Genomic DNA, 19,805 nt, shown 5'->3' with positions numbered 1-19,805 from the left:
TGTGCGCGGGCCCCGGTGGGGCGGTGATCGGCACGGGTAGCCTTGCGGCCCGTGACCGCAACCCTGATCTGGATCCTCGTCGGCCTCGTCGTGATCGGCCTCTACCTGAGCTGGACCGCCGGGCGTCTCGACCGGCTGCACGCCCGTATCGACGCCGCCCGCGCCGCCCTCGACGCTCAGTTGCTGCGCCGGGCCTCCGTGGCACAGGAACTGGCCACCTCCGGGGTGCTCGACCCGGCCGCCTCGATCGTGCTCTACGAGGCGGCGCACGCGGCCCGGCAGGCCGAGGAGGAGCAGCGCGAGGTGGCCGAGAGCGAGCTGAGCCAGGCCCTGCGGGCGGTCTTCGGGGAGACCCAGCAGGTCGAGGCGGTACGCGAGGTGCCCGGTGGCGAGGAGGCGGCCGGTGAACTGGCCCAGGCCGTGCGCCGGGTGCCGATGGCGCGGCGCTTCCACAACGACGCCGTACGCGCCGCCCGCGCCCTGCGCCGGCACCGCAAGGTCCGCTGGTTCCGCCTCGCCGGCCACGCCCCGTTCCCCATGGCCTTCGAGATGGACGACGAGCCCCCGACGGCCCTGGCGGACCGCCCGACGAACTGATGGACACGGGAGGGCGGCCAGGAAAACGATCCACCGCCTCCTCATTGGCCCTTGCAGTGGCCTGGTCGCGTCGCGTTTCCTCGGAGCTGCAGAAATCCTCTTTCCCCGAGTGAGGTCAACCCGTGTCCAGCACCCTCCCCAACTCCGCCGAGAACACCGCGATCGGTACCGCCCGCGTCAAGCGCGGCATGGCCGAGCAGCTCAAGGGCGGCGTGATCATGGACGTCGTCAACGCGGAGCAGGCGAAGATCGCCGAGGACGCCGGCGCCGTGGCCGTCATGGCCCTGGAGCGGGTCCCCGCCGACATCCGCAAGGACGGCGGAGTCGCCCGGATGTCGGACCCGAACATGATCGAGGAGATCATCGAGGCGGTCTCGATCCCGGTGATGGCCAAGTCCCGCATCGGCCACTTCGTCGAGGCCCAGGTCCTGCAGTCCCTCGGCGTCGACTACATCGACGAGTCCGAGGTCCTCACCCCGGCCGACGAGGTCAACCACTCCGACAAGTTCGCGTTCACCACCCCCTTCGTGTGTGGCGCCACCAACCTGGGCGAGGCCCTGCGCCGTATCGCCGAGGGCGCGGCCATGATCCGCTCCAAGGGCGAGGCCGGCACCGGCAACGTCGTCGAGGCCGTGCGCCACCTGCGCCAGATCAAGAACGAGATCGCCCGCCTGCGCGGCTTCGACAACAACGAGCTGTACGCCGCCGCCAAGGACCTGCGCGCCCCCTACGAGCTCGTCAAGGAGGTCGCCGAGCTCGGCAAGCTGCCGGTCGTGCTGTTCTCCGCCGGTGGTGTCGCCACCCCCGCCGACGCCGCGCTCATGCGCCAGCTCGGTGCCGAGGGCGTCTTCGTCGGCTCCGGCATCTTCAAGTCCGGCGACCCGGCCAAGCGCGCCGCCGCCATCGTGAAGGCCACCACCTTCTACGACGACCCGAAGATCATCGCGGACGCGTCGCGCAACCTCGGCGAGGCCATGGTCGGCATCAACTGCGACACGCTCCCCGAGACCGAGCGCTACGCCAACCGCGGCTGGTAGTCACATGACCACTCCTGTCATTGGCGTCCTGGCTCTCCAGGGCGACGTACGGGAGCACCTCATCGCCCTGGCCGCGGCGGACGCCGTGGCCAGGCCGGTGCGGCGCCCCGAGGAGCTCGCCGAGATCGACGGCCTCGTCATACCCGGCGGCGAGTCCACCACCATCTCGAAGCTCGCGGTCCTCTTCGGAGTGATGGAGCCGCTGCGCGCGCGGGTCCGCGCCGGCATGCCCGTCTACGGCACCTGCGCGGGCATGATCATGCTCGCCGACAAGATCCTCGACCCCCGCTCGGGCCAGGAGACCATCGGCGGCATCGACATGATCGTGCGCCGCAACGCCTTCGGACGGCAGAACGAGTCCTTCGAGGCGGCGGTCGACGTCCGGGGCGTCGAGGGCGATCCTGTAGAGGGCGTCTTCATCCGCGCACCCTGGGTCGAGTCCGTGGGAGCCGAGGCCGAGGTGCTCGCCGAGCACGGCGGCCACATCGTCGCCGTACGCCAGGGAAACGCGCTCGCCACGTCGTTCCACCCGGAACTGACGGGCGACCACCGCGTGCACGGTTTGTTCGTCGACATGGTGCGCGCGAACCGGACACCGGCGTCCTTGTAGGATCTGTGGGGTCTTCCCAGGCTCTCGACGCCTGGGGGAGTCCGTACAGGTTGGGTTACGCGAAGGAGACAGGCAGATGTCCGGCCACTCTAAATGGGCTACGACGAAGCACAAGAAGGCCGTGATCGACGCCAAGCGCGGCAAGCTCTTCGCGAAGATGATCAAGAACATCGAGGTCGCGGCCCGTACGGGCGGCGCCGACGTGTCCGGCAACCCGACGCTGTTCGACGCCATCCAGAAGGCGAAGAAGAGCTCGGTCCCGAACAAGAACATCGACTCCGCGGTCAAGCGCGGCGCCGGTCTCGAGGCCGGTGGCGCCGACTACGAGACGATCATGTACGAGGGCTACGGCCCGAACGGTGTCGCGGTGCTCATCGAGTGCCTCACCGACAACCGCAACCGCGCCGCCTCCGACGTGCGTGTCGCCATGACCCGCAACGGCGGCAGCATGGCCGACCCCGGCTCGGTGTCGTACCTCTTCAACCGCAAGGGCGTCATCGTCGTCCCCAAGGGTGAACTGACCGAGGACGACGTCCTGGGCGCCGTGCTCGACGCGGGCGCCGAGGAGGTCAACGACCTCGGCGAGAGCTTCGAGGTCCTGTCCGAGGCCACCGACCTGGTCGCGGTCCGCACCGCGCTCCAGAGCGCCGGCATCGACTACGACTCCGCCGACGCCAACTTCGTCCCGACCATGCAGGTCGAGCTCGACGAGGAGGGCGCGCGGAAGATCTTCAAGCTGATCGACGCGCTGGAGGACAGTGACGACGTGCAGAACGTCTTCGCCAACTTCGACGTCAGCGACGAGGTCATGGAGAAGGTCGACGCCTGACCTGGGGCTTGCTCGAAGCGACGGGCCGACGGGACACCCCCCGTCGGCCCGTCGCTGTGTCAGTGGCACCCGATAGCCTGCACGAACTGGGGAGACCCCCAGCGACGACCGGCGAGTTCGAAGGAGGCCCGGGTGCGGGTGCTGGGTGTTGACCCCGGGTTGACCCGATGCGGTGTCGGGGTGGTCGAGGGAGTCGCCGGGCGGCCCCTGACCATGCGCGGCGTCGGAGTCGTCCGCACCCCGGCGGACGCCGAGCTCGGCCTGCGCCTGGTCGCCGTCGAGCAGGGCATCGAACAGTGGCTCGACGAGTACGAACCCGAATTCGTCGCCGTGGAGCGGGTGTTCAGCCAGCACAACGTCCGGACCGTGATGGGCACCGCCCAGGCCAGCGCCGTCGCCATGCTCTGCGCGGCCCGCCGTGGCATCCCCGTCGCGCTGCACACCCCGAGCGAGGTCAAGGCCGCCGTCACCGGCAGCGGCCGCGCGGACAAGGCCCAGGTCGGCGCGATGGTCACCCGCCTGCTCCGGCTCTCCGCGCCGCCCAAGCCCGCCGACGCGGCGGACGCCCTCGCGCTCGCCATCTGCCACATCTGGCGCGCCCCGGCCCAGAACAGACTCCAGCAGGCCGCCGCGCTGATCGCGCCCGACCGGGCCGTCGCGCAGAACAGACTCCAGCGGGCCGCCGCCGCGCAGGCCCGGAACCCAGCATCGAAAGGCCGTACCGCATGATCGCCTTCGTCAGCGGCCCGGTCGCCGCCCTCGCCCCCGACTCCGCGGTCGTCGAGGTCGGCGGCATCGGCATCTCCGTCCACTGCACCCCGGGCACGCTCGCCGGGCTCCGCACCGGACAGCAGGCCAAGCTCGCCACCTCCCTGGTCGTCCGCGAGGACTCCCTGACGCTGTACGGCTTCGCCGACGACGACGAGCGCCAGGTCTTCGAGCTGCTCCAGACCGCCAGCGGAGTCGGCCCGCGTCTCGCCCAGGCGATGCTCGCCGTGCACACCCCCGACGCCCTGCGCCGCGCGGTGTCCACCGGTGACGAGAAGGCGCTCATCGCCGTCCCCGGGATCGGCAAGAAGGGCGCCCAGAAGCTGCTGCTGGACCTCAAGGACCGGCTCGGCGAACCGCTCGGGCCCGGCGGCCCGGCCATCGGCACGCCGGTCACCGCGAGCTGGCGCGACCAGCTCCACGCCGCGCTCGTCGGCCTCGGGTACGCGACCCGCGAGGCCGACGAGGCGGTCGCCGCCGTCGCCCCGCAGGCCGAGGCCGCCGAGGGAACCCCGCAGGTGGGCCAGCTCCTGCGCGCCGCCCTGCAGACCCTGAACCGAGCACGCTGAACGGCCCCGGCCCCCGGGCCGGCCGCGTGCCCCGGAGCGGCCCGCGCCCGGGTCACCGCCGACCGCCCCACCACCACGAGACCGCGAGGCACCACCGATGAACTGGGACGACACGACAGACGAAGCCGCCGGCGAGCGGCTCGTCGGACCCGCCGACGACCGGCTGGTGCGCTCGGTCGCCGACGGCGAGGACCAGGCCGTCGAGGCCGCGCTGCGCCCCAAGGACCTGGACGAGTTCATCGGCCAGGAGAAGGTGCGCGAACAGCTCGACCTGGTCCTGCGGGCGGCCCGCGCGCGGGGGGCCACCGCCGACCACGTCCTGCTCTCCGGCGCGCCCGGCCTCGGCAAGACCACCCTCTCCATGATCATCGCGGCCGAGATGGGCGCCCCCATCCGCATCACCAGCGGCCCCGCGATCCAGCACGCCGGAGACCTCGCCGCGATCCTCTCCTCCCTCCAGGAGGGCGAGGTCCTCTTCCTCGACGAGATCCACCGCATGTCCCGGCCCGCCGAGGAGATGCTCTACATGGCGATGGAGGACTTCCGCGTCGACGTCATCGTCGGCAAGGGCCCCGGCGCCACCGCCATCCCGCTGGAACTGCCCCCGTTCACCCTGGTCGGCGCCACCACCCGCGCGGGACTCCTGCCCCCGCCGCTGCGCGACCGCTTCGGCTTCACCGCGCACATGGAGTTCTACGAACCCGCCGAGCTGGAGCGCGTCGTCCACCGCTCCGCCGGCCTCCTGGACGTGGAGATCGGCGCCGAGGGGGCCGCGGAGATCGCCGGCCGCTCCCGCGGCACGCCCCGTATCGCCAACCGCCTGCTGCGCCGCGTACGCGACTACGCGCAGGTCAGGGCGGACGGGATCATCACCCGGGAGATCGCCGCGGCGGCCCTGAAGGTCTACGAGGTCGACGCGCGCGGTCTGGACCGGCTCGACCGCGGGGTCCTCGAAGCCCTGATCAAGCTTTTCGGCGGCGGACCTGTCGGATTGTCCACACTCTCTGTCGCTGTGGGGGAGGAGCGTGAGACCGTGGAAGAGGTCGCCGAGCCCTTCCTCGTACGAGAGGGACTCCTCGCCCGCACTCCCCGTGGCCGGGTGGCGACACCCGCGGCATGGGCACATCTCGGCCTCACGCCGCCCCGCCGGTCGACCGGCGGAAACGGACAAGAGGACCTGTTCGGGGCGTGACGGCGTGCGTACGCACCGGGGCAGGAACCCCGGTGCCATGCTGAGCGTTGTTCCCTGAGTGCGGACTCGCTTAGACTCCGCCGATGCCGCCCTTGTCGACGGCAGACACCCCCCATACATACCCCCATCCAGCAGGCCGCTCACCTGGTGCGGTCGAAGAAGGAAGTTCCGACCCGTGAGTCTCGTGACCCTCCTCCCGTTCATCGTGCTCATCGGGGCCATGTTCCTGATGACCCGGTCGGCCAAGAAGAAGCAGCAGCAGGCGGCTTCCATGCGCAACGAGCTCCAGCCCGGCTCCGGCGTGCGCACGATCGGCGGTATGTACGCCACTGTCAAGGAGGTCAACGACGACACGGTCCTCCTCGACGCCGGCCCGGGTGTCGACCTGCTCTTCGCGAAGAACGCGATCGGCGCCGTCCTCACGGACGACGAGTACAACCGCATCGTGCACGGCATCGAGCACGACCTGAAGGCCGACGGCACCGTCGTGCCGGACGACGCCTCCTCCCTCACCGAGACCGACGAGCCCGCCGCCGACGCCTCCGACGACAAGCCCCTCGACCTCGGCAAGAAGGACCTGGCCGACAAGCCGGCCGACGCCGTCGTCGAGACGAAGGCCGACGAGCCCGTCGCCGACGAGGCGGAGCCGAAGAAGACCGACGGCGAGGCCGGCGCGAAGTAGTCACGACCCGGGAGCCCGGCGCGATCCGCTCGCGCCCCACACCTCCCGGGACGTGCTGTTCTCGCACGGAGTCCCGACACCATGGCATGGCCGTCCACGCGCTCACCCGGCGCAGGGCGGCCCGAGAGGGAGTACGAGAAGGTGGCAGCACCGAAGAAGGGCCGGAGCGCGAGCGCCCAGAGCAGGCCGGGGCGCTCGCTGGCCCTGATCCTGATCGCCATCGCGGCGCTCACCGGAGGGATGTTCGCCTCCGGGCAGACCACTCCGCGTCTCGGCATCGACCTCGCCGGCGGCACGAGCATCACGCTCACGGCGAAGAACGAGCCGGGTCAGCCCAACGCGATCAACAAGACCAACATGGACACCGCGGTCGACATCATGAACCGCCGTGTCAATGGGCTCGGTGTCTCCGAGGCCGAGGTTCAGACCCAGGGTTCCGACAACATCATTGTCAACATCCCCAAGGGCACGAACTCCGAGCAGGCCCGCAAGCAGGTCGGCACCACCGCCAAGCTGTACTTCCGCCCCGTGCTGACCACGGACGTCTCCGGTGCCGCGGCGTCGTCCAGCCCGTCGCCGAGCGCCTCCAGCAGCTCCTCCGGCAAGGCCGGGGACAAGGCGACCTCGTCCTCCTCGTCCTCCGCGACGCCGTCCGCGTCCGCCACCACCCAGGGCCGCGTGGTCAGCGACGCCCTGAAGGCGGGCTCCTCGCCGTCCGCGAGCGGCACCCCCAGCTCCTCGGCCTCGCCCTCCACGAGCGCCTCGCCGTCCGCGAGCGTGGACCCCGCCACCGCCAAGCTCCAGGCCCAGTACGAAGCGCTGGACTGCACCGACAAGGCCGTCCGCGCCAAGGCCGGTGCCGACGCCAAGCCGACCGAGCCGACCGTGGCCTGCGGCCAGGACAAGAACTCCTCCGGCCAGTGGCAGAAGTACATCCTCGGCCCGGCCGAGGTGGCCGGTACGGACATCAAGAAGGCCGGCGCGGTCTTCGACACGCAGAGTGCCGCGGGCTGGAAGGTCACCATGGACTTCACGTCCGGTGGCTCCAAGAAGTTCGCCGCCATCACCGGCAAGCTCGCCCAGAACCAGCCCCCGCAGAACCAGTTCGCGATCGTCCTCGACGGCCAGGTCGTCTCGGACCCCTCGGTGGCCCAGTCGCTGAGCGGCAGCGCCGAGATCTCCGGCAGCTTCACCCAGACCGAGGCCCAGGACCTGGCCAACATGCTGAAGTACGGCGCCCTGCCGCTCAGCTTCAAGGAGTCCAGCGTCACCACGGTGACCGCCGCGCTCGGTGGCGAGCAGCTCCACGCCGGTCTGATCGCGGGCGCCATCGGCCTCGCCCTGGTCGTCCTCTACCTGGTGATCTACTACCGGGGCCTGTCGGTCATCGCCATCGCCTCCCTGGGCGTCTCGGCGATCCTCACGTACGTGCTCATGGCGCTGCTCGGCCCGGCCATCGGCTTCGCGCTGAACCTCCCGGCCGTCTGCGGCGCGATCGTCGCGATCGGCATCACGGCGGACTCGTTCATCGTGTTCTTCGAACGCATCCGTGACGAGATCCGCGAGGGCCGCACCCTGCGTCCGGCCGTCGAGCGCGCCTGGCCGCGTGCCCGTCGCACCATCCTGGTCTCCGACTTCGTGTCGTTCCTCGCCGCCGCGGTGCTCTTCATCGTCACCGTCGGCAAGGTCCAGGGCTTCGCGTTCACCCTCGGTCTGACCACGGTGCTCGACGTCGTCGTGGTGTTCTTCTTCACCAAGCCGCTGATGACCCTCCTGGCCCGCAGGAAGTTCTTCGCGGAGGGCCACCGCTGGTCCGGCCTCGACCCGAAGCGACTGGGCGCCAAGCCGCCGCTGCGCCGCACCCGTCGCGCGTCCGCCCCCGTCGACACGAAGGAGGCGTGAGATGTCGAAACTCGGCACCCTCGGCGCCCGGCTCCACCGCGGCGAGATCGGCTACGACTTCGTCGGCAAGCGCAAGATCTGGTACGGCATCTCGATCCTGATCACCATCACGGCCATCCTCGGCCTGACGGTGCGGGGCCTGAACATGGGCATCGAGTTCCAGGGCGGCGCCGTCTTCACCACCACCGGGAGCAGCAGTGTCTCGGTGAGCCAGGCCGAGACGTTCGCGGAAGAGGCCTCCGGCCACGACGCGGTCGTCCAGGGGCTCGGCAAGGGCGGCCTGCGCATCCAGATCGCCGGCATCGACACCGACAAGTCCGACGCGATCAAGCAGAAGCTCGCCACGGACCTGAAGGTCAACCCCGAGGACATCAACGCCGACCTCGTCGGTCCGAGCTGGGGTGACCAGATCGCCAACAAGGCCTGGGAGGGCCTGGCGATCTTCATGGTCCTCGTCGTGATCTACCTGGCGATCGCCTTCGAGTGGCGCATGGCCATCGCGGCCCTGGTCGCCCTGATCCACGACATCACCATCACGGTCGGCATCTACGCCCTGGTCGGCTTCGAGGTCACCCCGGGCACCGTGATCGGTCTGCTCACGATCCTCGGTTACTCGCTCTACGACACGGTGGTCGTCTTCGACAGCCTCAAGGAGCAGACGAAGGGCATCACCAAGCAGACCCGCTGGACCTACAGCGACGTCGCCGACCGCTCGATCAACAGCACCCTGGTGCGTTCCATCAACACCACGGTGGTCGCGCTGCTGCCGGTCGCCGGCCTGCTGTTCATCGGCGGCGGCGTGCTCGGCGCCGGCATGCTCAACGACATCTCGCTGTCGCTGTTCGTCGGCCTCGCGGCCGGCGCGTACTCCTCGATCTTCATCGCCACGCCGCTCGTCGCCGACCTCAAGGAGCGCGAGCCGGAGATGAAGGCCCTGCGCAAGCGGGTCCTGGCCAAGCGCGCCCAGGCGGCCGCCAAGGGCGAGTCCCTGGAGCCGCAGGCCGCCGAGCCCTCGTACGAGGACGACGAGGACGACGTCACGCCGGCGGTCGTCGGTCCCCGCAACCAGCCCGCGTCCCGCTCCCGCGGCCGCGGCCGTCCCTCGGGGAAGCGCCGATGACCGGCATCGAGGAGCTGCTGACCAGCCGCATCCGTGACGTGGCCGACTACCCGGAGCCGGGTGTGATGTTCAAGGACATCACCCCGCTCCTGGCCGACCCGGCCGCGTTCGGTGCGCTGACCGGCGCCCTGGCGGACATCGCCGTGCGCACCGGCGCCACCAAGATCGTCGGTCTGGAGGCGCGCGGCTTCATCCTCGGAGCCCCGGTCGCCGTCCACGCGGGCATCGGCTTCATCCCCGTGCGCAAGGCGGGCAAGCTCCCCGGAGCGACCCTGTCGCAGGCGTACGACCTGGAGTACGGCTCCGCCGAGATCGAGGTGCACGCCGAGGACCTGAGCGGCGCCGACCGCGTCCTCGTCGTCGACGACGTCCTCGCCACCGGCGGCACCGCCGAGGCATCCCTCCAGCTCATCCGCAGGGCGGGCGCCGAGGTCGCGGGCCTCGCCGTGCTGATGGAGCTGGGCTTCCTGGGCGGCCGCGGCCGTCTGGAGCCGGCCCTGGCCGGAGCTCCCCTGGAGGCGCTGCTGACGGTCTGAGGACCGCGCGCACGCCACCCGGGAGTCCGCTCCCGGACAGGCCCCCGAAAGGCCTGAGGCACCCGTAGGACACCCTGGAGGCGGGCCCGGAGGAATCCGGCGCCCGCCTCCGGCGTTCCCCCTGTACGAGGCCGCCCCCGGCGGCCGACAGCGAGTCCGGCACGAAGGATCGCTACCATGGGGTTTCCGGAGCCTGACCGGGGGACCCGGATCGCGCACGAGGAGCCCTCTTGCCAGACGAGGCCCAGCCACTCGCCCCCAGCGCGGAACGCCTGGGGCGAACCGCCTCCACCCAGCCCGAGCCCGCCTCGGGCCCTGCGGAGAAGCCCGCACGGAACGGAGCGAGCGGGCCGGTCGAGCACGCCCAGTCCGCGCCCGACGGAACGGCGGCCGAGGCGTCGCGCCCCAAACCGGCCCCGCCCGAGCGGCCCGTGAACACCCCGGCGGTCCGGCCCGCGGCAGCGCAGCCCTCCCGCTCCGGCGGCTCCTCCAACCGCGTCCGGGCCCGCCTCGCCCGTCTCGGCGTGCAGCGCTCGAACCCGTACAACCCGGTCCTGGAACCGCTGCTGCGGATAGTGCGCAGCAACGACCCCAAGATCGAGACGTCCACGCTCCGGCAGATCGAGAAGGCCTACCAGGTCGCCGAGCGGTGGCACCGGGGCCAGAAGCGCAAGAGCGGCGACCCGTACATCACGCACCCGCTCGCCGTCACCACCATCCTCGCCGAGCTGGGCATGGACCCGGCCACGCTCATGGCCGGTCTCCTGCACGACACGGTCGAGGACACCGAGTACGGCCTGGACCAGCTCCGCCGCGACTTCGGCGACTCCGTCGGCCTCCTCGTCGACGGCGTCACCAAGCTGGACAAGGTCAAGTTCGGTGAGGCCGCGCAGGCCGAGACCGTGCGCAAGATGGTCGTCGCGATGGCCAAGGACCCGCGCGTCCTGGTCATCAAGCTCGCCGACCGCCTGCACAACATGCGCACCATGCGCTATCTCAAGCGCGAGAAGCAGGAGAAGAAGGCGCGCGAGACCCTGGAGATCTACGCGCCGCTCGCCCACCGCCTGGGCATGAACACCATCAAGTGGGAGCTGGAGGACCTCGCCTTCGCGATCCTCTACCCCAAGATGTACGACGAGATCGTGCGCCTGGTCGCCGAGCGCGCCCCCAAGCGCGACGAGTACCTCGCCATAGTGACCGACGAGGTCCAGTCGGACCTGCGCGCGGCCCGCATCAAGGCGACCGTCACCGGCCGCCCGAAGCACTACTACAGCGTCTACCAGAAGATGATCGTCCGCGGCCGTGACTTCGCGGAGATCTACGACCTGGTGGGCATCCGCGTCCTCGTGGACACCGTCCGCGACTGCTATGCGGCACTCGGCACCGTGCACGCGCGATGGAACCCGGTCCCCGGCCGGTTCAAGGACTACATCGCGATGCCGAAGTTCAACATGTACCAGTCGCTGCACACGACGGTCATCGGCCCCAACGGCAAGCCCGTCGAACTCCAGATCCGTACGTTCGACATGCACCGCCGCGCCGAGTACGGCATCGCCGCGCACTGGAAGTACAAGCAGGAGACCGTCGCCGGGTCCTCCAAGATCCGCACCGACGTGCCCCGGGCCGCCAAGGGCAGCGCCGGCCAGGACACGGTCAACGACATGGCGTGGCTGCGCCAGCTCCTCGACTGGCAGAAGGAGACCGAGGACCCCAGCGAGTTCCTGGAGTCCCTGCGCTTCGACCTGTCGCGCAACGAGGTCTTCGTCTTCACGCCGAAGGGCGACGTCATAGCGCTTCCGGCCGGTGCGACACCGGTGGACTTCGCGTACGCGGTGCACACGGAGGTCGGCCACCGGACCATAGGGGCACGGGTCAACGGACGCCTCGTGCCGCTCGAGTCCACCCTGGACAACGGCGATCTGGTCGAGGTCTTCACCTCCAAGGCGGCCGGCGCGGGCCCCTCCCGCGACTGGCTCGGCTTCGTGAAGTCGCCGCGCGCCCGCAACAAGATCCGCGCGTGGTTCTCCAAGGAACGCCGCGACGAGGCCATCGAGCACGGCAAGGACGCCATCGCCCGCGCGATGCGCAAGCAGAACCTGCCCATCCAGCGGATCCTCACCGGCGACTCCCTGGTCACGCTCGCGCACGAGATGCGCTACCCCGACATCTCGTCGCTGTACGCGGCGATCGGCGAGGGCCATGTCACCGCCCAGAGCGTCGTCCAGAAGCTCGTGCAGGCACTCGGCGGCGAGGAGGCGGCCACCGAGGAGATCGACGAGTCCGTACCCCCGGCGCGGGGCCGCGGCCGCAAGCGGCGCAGCAACAACGACCCGGGTGTCGTCGTCAAGGGCGTCGACGACGTGTGGGTCAAGCTCGCCCGCTGCTGCACGCCGGTGCCGGGCGACCCGATCATCGGGTTCGTCACCCGCGGCAGCGGCGTCTCGGTCCACCGCAGCGACTGCGTGAACGTCGACTCGCTCTCGCGCGAGCCCGAGCGCATCCTCGAGGTCGAGTGGGCGCCCACCCAGTCCTCGGTCTTCCTGGTCGCCATACAGGTCGAGGCCCTGGACCGGTCCCGGCTGCTGTCGGACGTCACCCGTGTCCTGTCCGACCAGCACGTCAACATCCTGTCCGCGGCCGTCCAGACCTCCCGGGACCGTGTCGCCACCTCCCGGTTCACCTTCGAGATGGGCGACCCCAAGCACCTGGGACACGTCCTGAAGGCCGTACGGGGCGTCGAGGGCGTCTACGACGTGTACCGCGTGACATCGGCCCGCAGGCCCTCCGAGGCCTGACGCCGGAGACATGAGAAGGGGCTCCCGTACGGTGCGTACGGGAGCCCCTTCACATGGGTGCGGCGGGTGTCAGCCGGTGCGGCGGTGTGTCAGCCGCCGAACTCCTGAAGACCCTTCAGCGCCTGGTCCAGCAGCGCCTGACGGCCGTCCAGCTCCCGCTGGAGCTTGTCGGCCTTCGCGGTGTTGCCCGCGGAGCGCGCCGCCTCGATCTGGCCCTGGAGCTTGTCGACGGCGGCCTGGAGCTGACCGGTCAGACCCTCGGCACGCGCGCGTGCCTCCGGGTTCGTCCGGCGCCACTCGGTCTCCTCCGACTCCTGGAGAGCCCGCTCCACCGCGTGCATCCGGCCCTCGACCTTCGGGCGGGCGTCGCGCGGCACGTGGCCGATGGCCTCCCAGCGCTCGTTGATGGAACGGAAGGCCGCACGGGCCGCCTTCAGGTCCTGCACCGGGACGAGCTTCTCGGCCTCCTCGGCCAGCTCCTCCTTGAGCTTCAGGTTCTCCGTCTGCTCCGCGTCACGCTCGGCGAACACCGAGCTGCGCGCCGCGAAGAAGACGTCCTGGGCGCCGCGGAAGCGGTTCCACAGGTCGTCCTCGTGCTCGCGCTGGGCGCGGCCCGCGGCCTTCCAGTCCGCCATCAGCTCGCGGTAGCGGGCCGCCGTCGGGCCCCAGTCCGACGAGCCGGACAGCGACTCGGCCTCGGCGACCAGCTTCTCCTTGGTCTTGCGGGCCTCCTCGCGCTGCGCGTCCAGCGACGCGAAGTGCGCCTTGCGCCGCTTGGAGAACGCCGAGCGGGCGTGCGAGAAGCGGTGCCACAGCTCGTCGTCCGACTTGCGGTCGAGTCGCGGCAGCCCCTTCCACGTGTCCACCAGCGCACGAAGCCGCTCACCGGCCGCCCGCCACTGGTCGCTCTGCGCCAGCTCCTCGGCCTCGACGACCAGCGCCTCCTTGGCGTGCCGCGCCTCGTCGGACTGCTTGGCCCGCTGGACCTTGCGCTCCTCACGGCGCGCGTCGACCGTCGCGACGAGCTTGTCCAGCCGCACCTTGAGCGCGTCCAGATCACCGACCGCGTGGTGGGCGTCCACCTGCTCGCGGATGTGATCGATGGCGGTCTGGGCGTCCTTCGCCGACAGGTCGGTGGTCTTCACTCGCTTTTCGAGGAGGCCGATCTCGACAACCAGGCCTTCGTACTTGCGCTCGAAGTAGGCCAGCGCCTCATCAGGGGTGCCTGCCTGCCAGGATCCGACGACCTGCTCGCCGTCGGCCGTACGCACGTACACGGTCCCCGTCTCGTCGACGCGGCCCCACGGGTCGCTGCTCACAGCGCCTCCTCCACATGATGCCTGTGGGGGGCTTCGGAGCCCCCTGGCATCGTCCACAGTTTCGTCACGGCCAACATAGGCGACCGGCGGGGCGGCTGTCCGCATCCCGCGCGACCGAAATTCAGCAGCGTACGGTCAGGATTTCGTCACGGTCAGCTTGTTGACGACGACCGTCGCGTTCGGCGCGCCGTCGCCCTGGCCCGTGCTCTCGCCGGCGGCCGCGATCTTCTTGAGAACCGTCATGCCGGACTTGGAAATAGTTCCGAACGGTGTGTAGCTGGGCGGAAGCTGACTGTCCTGGTACACCAGGAAGAACTGGCTGCCGCCGGTGTGCTTCTGGCCGGTGTTGGCCATGGCGATCGTGCCCGCCGGGTACACGTTGCCCTTGAGCGTCTTGTCCTTCAGATTCTCGTCCGGAATCGTGTAGCCGGGACCGCCGCTGCCCTGGGCCGTCGGGTCACCGCACTGCAGGACGTAGATCCCGTTGGTGGTGAGCCGGTGGCACTTGGTGTGGTCGAAGTAGCCCTTGCCCGCGAGGAAGGCGAACGAGTTCACCGTGTGCGGGGCGGCGGACGCCTTGAGGGCGATGTCGATGTCACCGCACGTCGTCGCCATCTTCATGGAGTACGCGGCGGACGTGTCGATGGTGACCGCCGGCTCCTTCTTCCACGTGAGCGACTTCACCTTGCCCTCGGCCGGCTTCTCGCACGGATCGGGCGCCTTGCTCGGCGGCGTCGCGCTGGGCGTCGCCCCGGCCGCGCTCGCCTTCTTGTCGTCGCTCTTGAAGAGCCCGGTCGCGTAGGCCGTCGCACCGCCCGCGACGAGCACGCCGACGACCGCCGCGATCACCGCGTTGCGGGTTTGGGTCCTCCGTCGAGCGGATGTGCGGCGCTGCTGCTGTCGCAAGAACTTCTCCCGGGCGAGCTGACGCCGCCGCTGTTCCTGGCTGACCACCGGAATTCTCCTCGTGCGTCTCGTACGTCGAGTGGGACGCGTGCGTCGCCTGAGCCGACCACCCGCGTGTGCCCCGTACCGTATATGGGTTCGCTGAGGAATCGGCAGCGCCGGTAGGCTCTGATCCACAGCCAACCGCCCCGTACGACACCAGCGCGTACGCCACCACGAAGGACGATCGTGCTCATTGCCGGGTTCCCCGCCGGGGCCTGGGGGACCAACTGTTACCTGGTCGCCCCCGCCGCGGGTGAGGAGTGCGTGATCATCGACCCGGGCCATCAGGCCGCCCAGGGAGTCGAGGACGCGCTCAAGAAGCATCGGCTCAAGCCCGTCGCGGTCATCCTGACCCATGGCCACATCGACCATGTCGCCTCGGTCGTCCCGGTGTGCGGAGCGCACGACGTTCCGGCCTGGATCCACCCCGAGGACCGGTACATGATGAGCGACCCGGAGAAGGCGCTCGGACGGTCCATCGGCATGCCACTGATGGGCGAGCTGACCGTGGGGGAGCCCGACGACGTGCGGACGCTGACCGACGGCGCGGAGCTGAGGCTGGCGGGCCTCGACCTCTCCGTCGCGCACGCGCCGGGCCATACGAAGGGGTCGGTGACGTTCCGGATGCCCGAGAGCGCGGACATCCCGTCCGTGTTCTTCTCCGGGGATCTGCTCTTCGCCGGCTCCATCGGACGCACCGACCTGCCGGGCGGCGACATGGACGAGATGCTCGACTCGCTGGGCCGCGTGTGCCTGCCGCTCGACGACTCGACCGTGGTGCTGTCCGGCCACGGCCCCCAGACGACCATCGGCCAGGAGCGCGCCACCAACCCGTATCTGCGGCAGGTGGCGGCCGGCCTGGGAGCGGACCCGACCTCCGCTCCACGACGAGGAATGTGACAAGACTTCCGTGAGCACCTTCAGGGCCCCCAAGGGCACGTACGACCTCATCCCGCCGGACAGCGCCAAGTACCTCGCGGTCCGCGAGGCCATCGCGGCCCCGCTGCGCAACTCCGGCTACGGCTACATCGAGACGCCCGGTTTCGAGAACGTCGAGCTGTTCGCCCGCGGTGTCGGTGAGTCCACCGACATCGTGACCAAGGAGATGTACGCCTTCGAGACCAAGGGCGGCGACAGGCTGGCGCTGCGCCCCGAGGGCACCGCCTCCGTGCTGCGCGCGGCCCTCGAGGCCAACCTGCACAAGGCGGGCAACCTCCCCGTCAAGCTCTGGTACTCGGGCTCGTACTACCGCTACGAGCGTCCCCAGAAGGGCCGTTACCGCCACTTCTCCCAGGTGGGCGCCGAGGCGATCGGAGCCGAGGACCCGGCGCTCGACGCCGAGCTCATCATCCTGGCGGACCAGGCGTACCGCTCGCTGGGCCTGCGGAACTTCCGCATCCTGCTGAACAGCCTGGGCGACAAGGAGTGCCGTCCCGTCTACCGGGCCGCGCTGCAGGACTTCCTGCGCGGCCTGGACCTCGACGAGGAGACGCTGCGCCGCGCGGAGATCAACCCGCTGCGGGTGCTCGACGACAAGCGCGAGGACGTCCAGAAGCAGCTCGGCGGGGCACCGCTGCTGCGCGACTACCTGTGCGACGCCTGCAAGGCCTACCACGAGGAGGTGCGCGACCTGATCACGGCCGCGGGCGTCTCCTTCGAGGACGACCCGAAGCTGGTGCGCGGTCTGGACTACTACACGCGCACGACCTTCGAGTTCGTGCACGACGGCCTCGGCTCGCAGTCCGCGGTCGGCGGCGGCGGCCGTTACGACGGGCTGTCCGAGATGATCGGCGGCCCCGCGCTGCCGTCCGTCGGCTGGGCGCTGGGCGTCGACCGTACGGTACTGGCGCTGGAGGCGGAGGGCGTGGAGCTCGAACTCCCCTCGTCCACCAGCGTGTTCGCGGTGCCGCTCGGGGAGGAGGCCCGCCGGACGCTCTTCGGCGTGGTCACCGAACTGCGCCGGGCCGGTGTCGCCGCCGACTTCTCGTACGGCGCGAAGGGGCTCAAGGGCGCGATGAAGAACGCGAACCGCAGCGGGGCCCGCTTCACGGTCGTCGCCGGTGAGCGGGACCTCGCCGAGGGCGTCGTGCAGCTCAAGGACATGGAGTCCGGTGAGCAGACGGCGGTCGCGGTCGACGCGATCGTGTCCGAACTGCGCGCGCGCCTGGGCTGATCCGGCCGCTCCCGCCCGGTGGGCCTCCCACCGGGCGGGTCCTCGCCCGGCACCGGACCTGTCAGGGTCCGGCACCGGGGTGGCCGTCCGGCACCGGACCTGTCCGGGTCCGCACTGGGGTGGGGTGCCCGGCCGGAGCCGTCAGCCGTCGCGGCGGTTCTTCCAGCGGAAGGTCAGCAGACACAGCAGCAGGCCTCCGACGCACCACGCCCCGAGCACCAGCGCGACGCGCCCGAACTCCCAGTCGCCCGCCTGCTCCAGCACCTTCGCGGAGTCGGGCAGGAACACCCCGCGCAGCCCCTGGCACATCCACTTGAGGGGGAACAGCGCGCCGATGTTCAGCATCCAGTCCGGGATGGTGTCGACGGATATGTAGACGCCGGAGATGAACTGGAGGACGAGGAAGGGCAGGACGACCACCGAGGTGGCGCTCTTGCCGGACTTCGGAACCGAACTGATCGCGATGCCGAGCAGGGCGCAGGCCGTCAGACCCAGGACGAAGATCCAGCCGAAGTCCGCCCACCGGCCGGCGTCGGAGGGCAGATCGACGCCGTACAGCGTGGTGCCGACGGCGAGCAGGATCGCCGTCTCCAGGGCACCGGTCACCAGAACCAGCCATATCTTGCCGAAGAAGTACGCGGCCGGCGGCATCGGTGTGCCGCGCAGCCGGCGCAGCACCCTCTCGTCCCGTTCGATCGCGATCGAGATGCCGAGGGACTGGAAACTGGTCGACATGATGCCCGCGGCCATCATCGCGGGGACGTAGAGCTGGGACGCGGTGATGCCCGCGCCCTTCACGTCGTTGCTGAAGATCGACGCGAACAGGAACAGGAAGACCACCGGGAAGGCGAAGGTGAAGACCACCTGGTCCCGCTGGCGGAAGAACTGCTTGAGCTCCAGGCCGCCGCGGCGCAGTCCCAGCCCCCAGGCGCCGGGCAGCCGGCCGGACGCGTCCTTCGTGCCGGGTCGTACCTCGGTCGTGGTCATCGCGCGTCCTCCTGGCCGGTCAGCCGCAGATAGACGTCCTCCAGGGTCGGGCGGCTCACCCGCAGTCCCGGGATCTCGCCGTCGAAGCGGCGGGTGAGGTCGGCCACCGTCTTCGTGGGCGTCCCGGTGCGCTCGCTGCGCGGGCTGCCGTCGGCCTCCGTCCACGCGACCGTGGCCTCGCTGCCGAACCGCTCGCGCAGCGCGGCCGGTTCGCCCTCGGCGACGACGCGGCCCCGCGCGACGACCGCCAGCCGGTCCGCGAGTGCCTCGGCCTCCTCCATGTAGTGCGTGGTCAGCAGGATGGTGGTGCCCTCGTCGGCCAGTTTGCGGATCAGCTCCCAGAACTGCCGTCGCGCCGCCGGGTCGAAGCCGGTGGTCGGCTCGTCCAGGAGCAGCAGCTCGGGCCCGCCGATCACTCCGAGGGCCACGTCGAGCCGCCGGCGCTGACCGCCCGAGAGCGACTTGATCCTGCTGCCCGCCTTCGCCTCGAGACCGACCAGACCGATGACTTCCTCGGGGTCGCGGGGATTCGGGTAATAACGGGAGAAATGCCGCACCGTCTCGCCCACCGTCAACTCGGCGGGCGCGGATTCGTCCTGCCAGACGATTCCGACGCGTGAGCGCCACGCGCGCGTGCCCGTCTCCGGGTCCGAGCCGAGCACGGAGACCTCGCCCGCGTCCCGCCGGCGGTTGCCCTGGAGGATCTCCACGGTGGTGCTCTTGCCCGCTCCGTTCGGTCCGAGCAGGCCGAACACCTCGCCCCGCCGGATGCCCAGATCGATGCCGTCGACCGCGGTCACGTCCCCGTACTGCTTGCGCAGCCCCCGTACGTCCACCGCGAGTCGCTCCGCGTGAGTTGTCATGCGGAAGAGCATCTCCCCGAACCGAACCTTCCGGGGTGCCCGTGCGTACCTTCTTATGGCCACCGAACGGTGGGCGGCCGGGCGGGTGCGGCACAATGAGCCTGCCCGCAGGCCCCTTCGAAGCTACGGAAACGGCGTGATGAACAAGACGACAGTCAAGGACGTCCCGACCGGTCAGGAACGCCCTGCCGCCACCCCCGCGCGCACGGCCGGCGGCAGCCGCGCCCTCGCGGTGCTGCTGGTGATCACGGGCGCGGCCGGTCTCCTTGCCGCGTGGGTCATCACGATCGACAAGTTCAAGCTGCTGGAGAACCCGAACTTCGTCCCGGGCTGCAGCCTGAACCCGGTGGTTTCCTGCGGCAACATCATGAAGAGCGAACAGGCCTCGGCCTTCGGCTTCCCGAACCCCATGATGGGGCTCGTCGCCTACGGCATCGTGATCTGCGTCGGCATGAGCCTGCTCGCCCGCGCGACCTTCCCGCGCTGGTACTGGCTGACCTTCAACGCGGGCACGCTCTTCGGCGTCGCGTTCTGCACCTGGCTCCAGTTCCAGTCGCTGTACCGGATCAACTCGCTCTGCCTGTGGTGCAGCCTGGCCTGGGTCGCCACGATCATCATGTTCTGGTACGTGACGTCCTTCAACGTCCGCAACGGCTTCCTGCCCGCCCCGGGCTGGCTCAAGGGCTTCTTCGGCGAGTTCACCTGGGTCCTGCCGGCGCTGCACATCGGCATCATCGGCATGCTGATCCTGACCCGCTGGTGGGACTTCTGGACGAGCTGACCGGCTGACGGGCGGGCGCGTCGACGGGCCGGTCGCGGCCCCGACCGCGGCCCCGGTCCACGGCCCGGCGGGGATTGTCAGTGGTGTGACATAGGGT

The 19,805-nt window shown here is 70.3% G+C and carries 19 protein-coding genes; 15 read left to right on the top strand and 4 right to left on the bottom strand.

What is annotated here, in order from left to right:
• Positions 1–51: 51 nt before the first annotated feature.
• From ACZ4TO_RS33155 to ACZ4TO_RS33100, 12 genes are all read left to right on the top strand, one after another.
• Entirely contained in the window at positions 52–597 is a 546-nt protein-coding gene (locus ACZ4TO_RS33155; RefSeq protein WP_382788873.1) for a cation:proton antiporter, read from the top strand.
• Positions 598–719: 122 nt separating this feature from the next.
• Positions 720–1,634 carry a pyridoxal 5'-phosphate synthase lyase subunit PdxS gene (gene pdxS, locus ACZ4TO_RS33150; RefSeq protein WP_037621192.1) on the top strand — a complete coding sequence of 305 codons (915 nt, stop codon included), beginning with the start codon at positions 720–722 and terminating at the stop codon, positions 1,632–1,634.
• A 4-nt stretch (positions 1,635–1,638) separates the two neighbouring features.
• Positions 1,639–2,244 (top strand): pyridoxal 5'-phosphate synthase glutaminase subunit PdxT, encoded by a 606-nt coding sequence (gene pdxT / locus ACZ4TO_RS33145; RefSeq protein WP_382788870.1) that lies wholly within the window; start codon positions 1,639–1,641, stop codon positions 2,242–2,244.
• 76 nt (positions 2,245–2,320) lie between these two features.
• Entirely contained in the window at positions 2,321–3,073 is a 753-nt protein-coding gene (locus ACZ4TO_RS33140) for a YebC/PmpR family DNA-binding transcriptional regulator (protein ID WP_382788867.1), read from the top strand.
• Positions 3,074–3,205: 132 nt separating this feature from the next.
• On the top strand, positions 3,206–3,802 hold the full coding sequence (gene ruvC, locus ACZ4TO_RS33135) for a crossover junction endodeoxyribonuclease RuvC (protein ID WP_382788865.1): 597 nt from the start codon (positions 3,206–3,208) through the stop codon (positions 3,800–3,802).
• Positions 3,799–4,410, top strand: a complete 612-nt coding sequence (ruvA, locus tag ACZ4TO_RS33130) for a Holliday junction branch migration protein RuvA (RefSeq protein ID WP_382788862.1) — start codon at positions 3,799–3,801, stop codon at positions 4,408–4,410. The genes ruvC and ruvA overlap by 4 nt, the downstream gene beginning before the upstream one ends.
• A gap of 97 nt (positions 4,411–4,507) precedes the next feature.
• Positions 4,508–5,602: a Holliday junction branch migration DNA helicase RuvB gene (gene ruvB, locus ACZ4TO_RS33125; RefSeq protein WP_468026171.1), complete on the top strand. Its 1,095-nt coding sequence runs from the start codon at positions 4,508–4,510 to the stop codon at positions 5,600–5,602.
• Positions 5,603–5,777: 175 nt separating this feature from the next.
• Positions 5,778–6,284 (top strand): preprotein translocase subunit YajC, encoded by a 507-nt coding sequence (yajC, locus tag ACZ4TO_RS33120; protein ID WP_468026170.1) that lies wholly within the window; start codon positions 5,778–5,780, stop codon positions 6,282–6,284.
• 141 nt (positions 6,285–6,425) lie between these two features.
• The gene (secD, locus tag ACZ4TO_RS33115; protein WP_468026169.1) at positions 6,426–8,186 is read left to right on the top strand and encodes a protein translocase subunit SecD; all 1,761 of its coding nucleotides are present in this window, start codon (positions 6,426–6,428) and stop codon (positions 8,184–8,186) included.
• 1 nt (position 8,187) lies between these two features.
• On the top strand, positions 8,188–9,306 hold the full coding sequence (gene secF, locus ACZ4TO_RS33110; protein WP_385042504.1) for a protein translocase subunit SecF: 1,119 nt from the start codon (positions 8,188–8,190) through the stop codon (positions 9,304–9,306).
• On the top strand, positions 9,303–9,842 hold the full coding sequence (locus ACZ4TO_RS33105) for an adenine phosphoribosyltransferase (RefSeq protein ID WP_382788848.1): 540 nt from the start codon (positions 9,303–9,305) through the stop codon (positions 9,840–9,842). The genes secF and ACZ4TO_RS33105 overlap by 4 nt, the downstream gene beginning before the upstream one ends.
• Positions 9,843–10,072: 230 nt before the next feature.
• On the top strand, positions 10,073–12,637 hold the full coding sequence (locus ACZ4TO_RS33100; protein WP_382788846.1) for a RelA/SpoT family protein: 2,565 nt from the start codon (positions 10,073–10,075) through the stop codon (positions 12,635–12,637).
• A gap of 89 nt (positions 12,638–12,726) precedes the next feature.
• Here ACZ4TO_RS33100 and ACZ4TO_RS33095 read toward each other — a convergent pair whose 3' ends face one another.
• Both ACZ4TO_RS33095 and ACZ4TO_RS33090 read right to left on the bottom strand, forming a co-directional pair.
• Positions 12,727–13,956 carry a DUF349 domain-containing protein gene (locus ACZ4TO_RS33095; RefSeq protein ID WP_382788843.1) on the bottom strand — a complete coding sequence of 410 codons (1,230 nt, stop codon included), beginning with the start codon at positions 13,954–13,956 and terminating at the stop codon, positions 12,727–12,729.
• Between the two features lie 135 nt (positions 13,957–14,091).
• Positions 14,092–14,910, bottom strand: a complete 819-nt coding sequence (locus tag ACZ4TO_RS33090) for a peptidylprolyl isomerase (RefSeq protein ID WP_382788841.1) — start codon at positions 14,908–14,910, stop codon at positions 14,092–14,094.
• Positions 14,911–15,090: 180 nt separating this feature from the next.
• Here ACZ4TO_RS33090 and ACZ4TO_RS33085 point away from each other — a divergent pair, with 180 nt between their 5' ends.
• Together ACZ4TO_RS33085 and hisS are read left to right on the top strand one after the other, a co-directional pair.
• Entirely contained in the window at positions 15,091–15,804 is a 714-nt protein-coding gene (locus ACZ4TO_RS33085) for an MBL fold metallo-hydrolase (RefSeq protein ID WP_382788838.1), read from the top strand.
• A gap of 10 nt (positions 15,805–15,814) precedes the next feature.
• On the top strand, positions 15,815–17,077 hold the full coding sequence (hisS, locus tag ACZ4TO_RS33080) for a histidine--tRNA ligase (protein WP_468026168.1): 1,263 nt from the start codon (positions 15,815–15,817) through the stop codon (positions 17,075–17,077).
• 141 nt (positions 17,078–17,218) lie between these two features.
• Here the strand turns inward: hisS and ACZ4TO_RS33075 are convergent, their stop codons facing one another.
• A complete protein-coding gene (locus ACZ4TO_RS33075) occupies positions 17,219–18,064 on the bottom strand; it encodes an ABC transporter permease (RefSeq protein ID WP_382788833.1) in 846 nt (281 codons plus the stop codon).
• Positions 18,061–18,927 carry an ABC transporter ATP-binding protein gene (locus tag ACZ4TO_RS33070; RefSeq protein ID WP_468026167.1) on the bottom strand — a complete coding sequence of 289 codons (867 nt, stop codon included), beginning with the start codon at positions 18,925–18,927 and terminating at the stop codon, positions 18,061–18,063. The genes ACZ4TO_RS33075 and ACZ4TO_RS33070 overlap by 4 nt, the downstream gene beginning before the upstream one ends.
• Before the next feature lie 136 nt (positions 18,928–19,063).
• Here ACZ4TO_RS33070 and ACZ4TO_RS33065 point away from each other — a divergent pair, with 136 nt between their 5' ends.
• Entirely contained in the window at positions 19,064–19,708 is a 645-nt protein-coding gene (locus ACZ4TO_RS33065) for a vitamin K epoxide reductase family protein (RefSeq protein WP_385042500.1), read from the top strand.
• Positions 19,709–19,805 lie beyond the last annotated feature (97 nt).

Source organism: Streptomyces sp. NPDC028298 (genome assembly GCF_055565895.1).
The sequence above is the reverse complement of the archived record's forward strand: the minus strand, read 5'-3'. Positions and strand labels throughout refer to the sequence as shown.

Bases quoted from the DNA above. Each gene is read 5' to 3' on its own strand.
- secF (WP_385042504.1), top strand. From the start codon at position 8,188: ATGTCGAAACTCGGCACCCTCGGCGCCCGGCTCCACCGCGGCGAGATC.
- ruvB (WP_468026171.1), top strand. From the start codon at position 4,508: ATGAACTGGGACGACACGACAGACGAAGCCGCCGGCGAGCGGCTCGTC.
- ruvA (WP_382788862.1), top strand. From the start codon at position 3,799: ATGATCGCCTTCGTCAGCGGCCCGGTCGCCGCCCTCGCCCCCGACTCC.
- ACZ4TO_RS33075 (WP_382788833.1), bottom strand. From the start codon at position 18,064: ATGACCACGACCGAGGTACGACCCGGCACGAAGGACGCGTCCGGCCGG.
- ACZ4TO_RS33105 (WP_382788848.1), top strand. From the start codon at position 9,303: ATGACCGGCATCGAGGAGCTGCTGACCAGCCGCATCCGTGACGTGGCC.
- ACZ4TO_RS33140 (WP_382788867.1), top strand. From the start codon at position 2,321: ATGTCCGGCCACTCTAAATGGGCTACGACGAAGCACAAGAAGGCCGTG.
- pdxT (WP_382788870.1), top strand. From the start codon at position 1,639: ATGACCACTCCTGTCATTGGCGTCCTGGCTCTCCAGGGCGACGTACGG.
- ACZ4TO_RS33070 (WP_468026167.1), bottom strand. From the start codon at position 18,927: ATGACAACTCACGCGGAGCGACTCGCGGTGGACGTACGGGGGCTGCGC.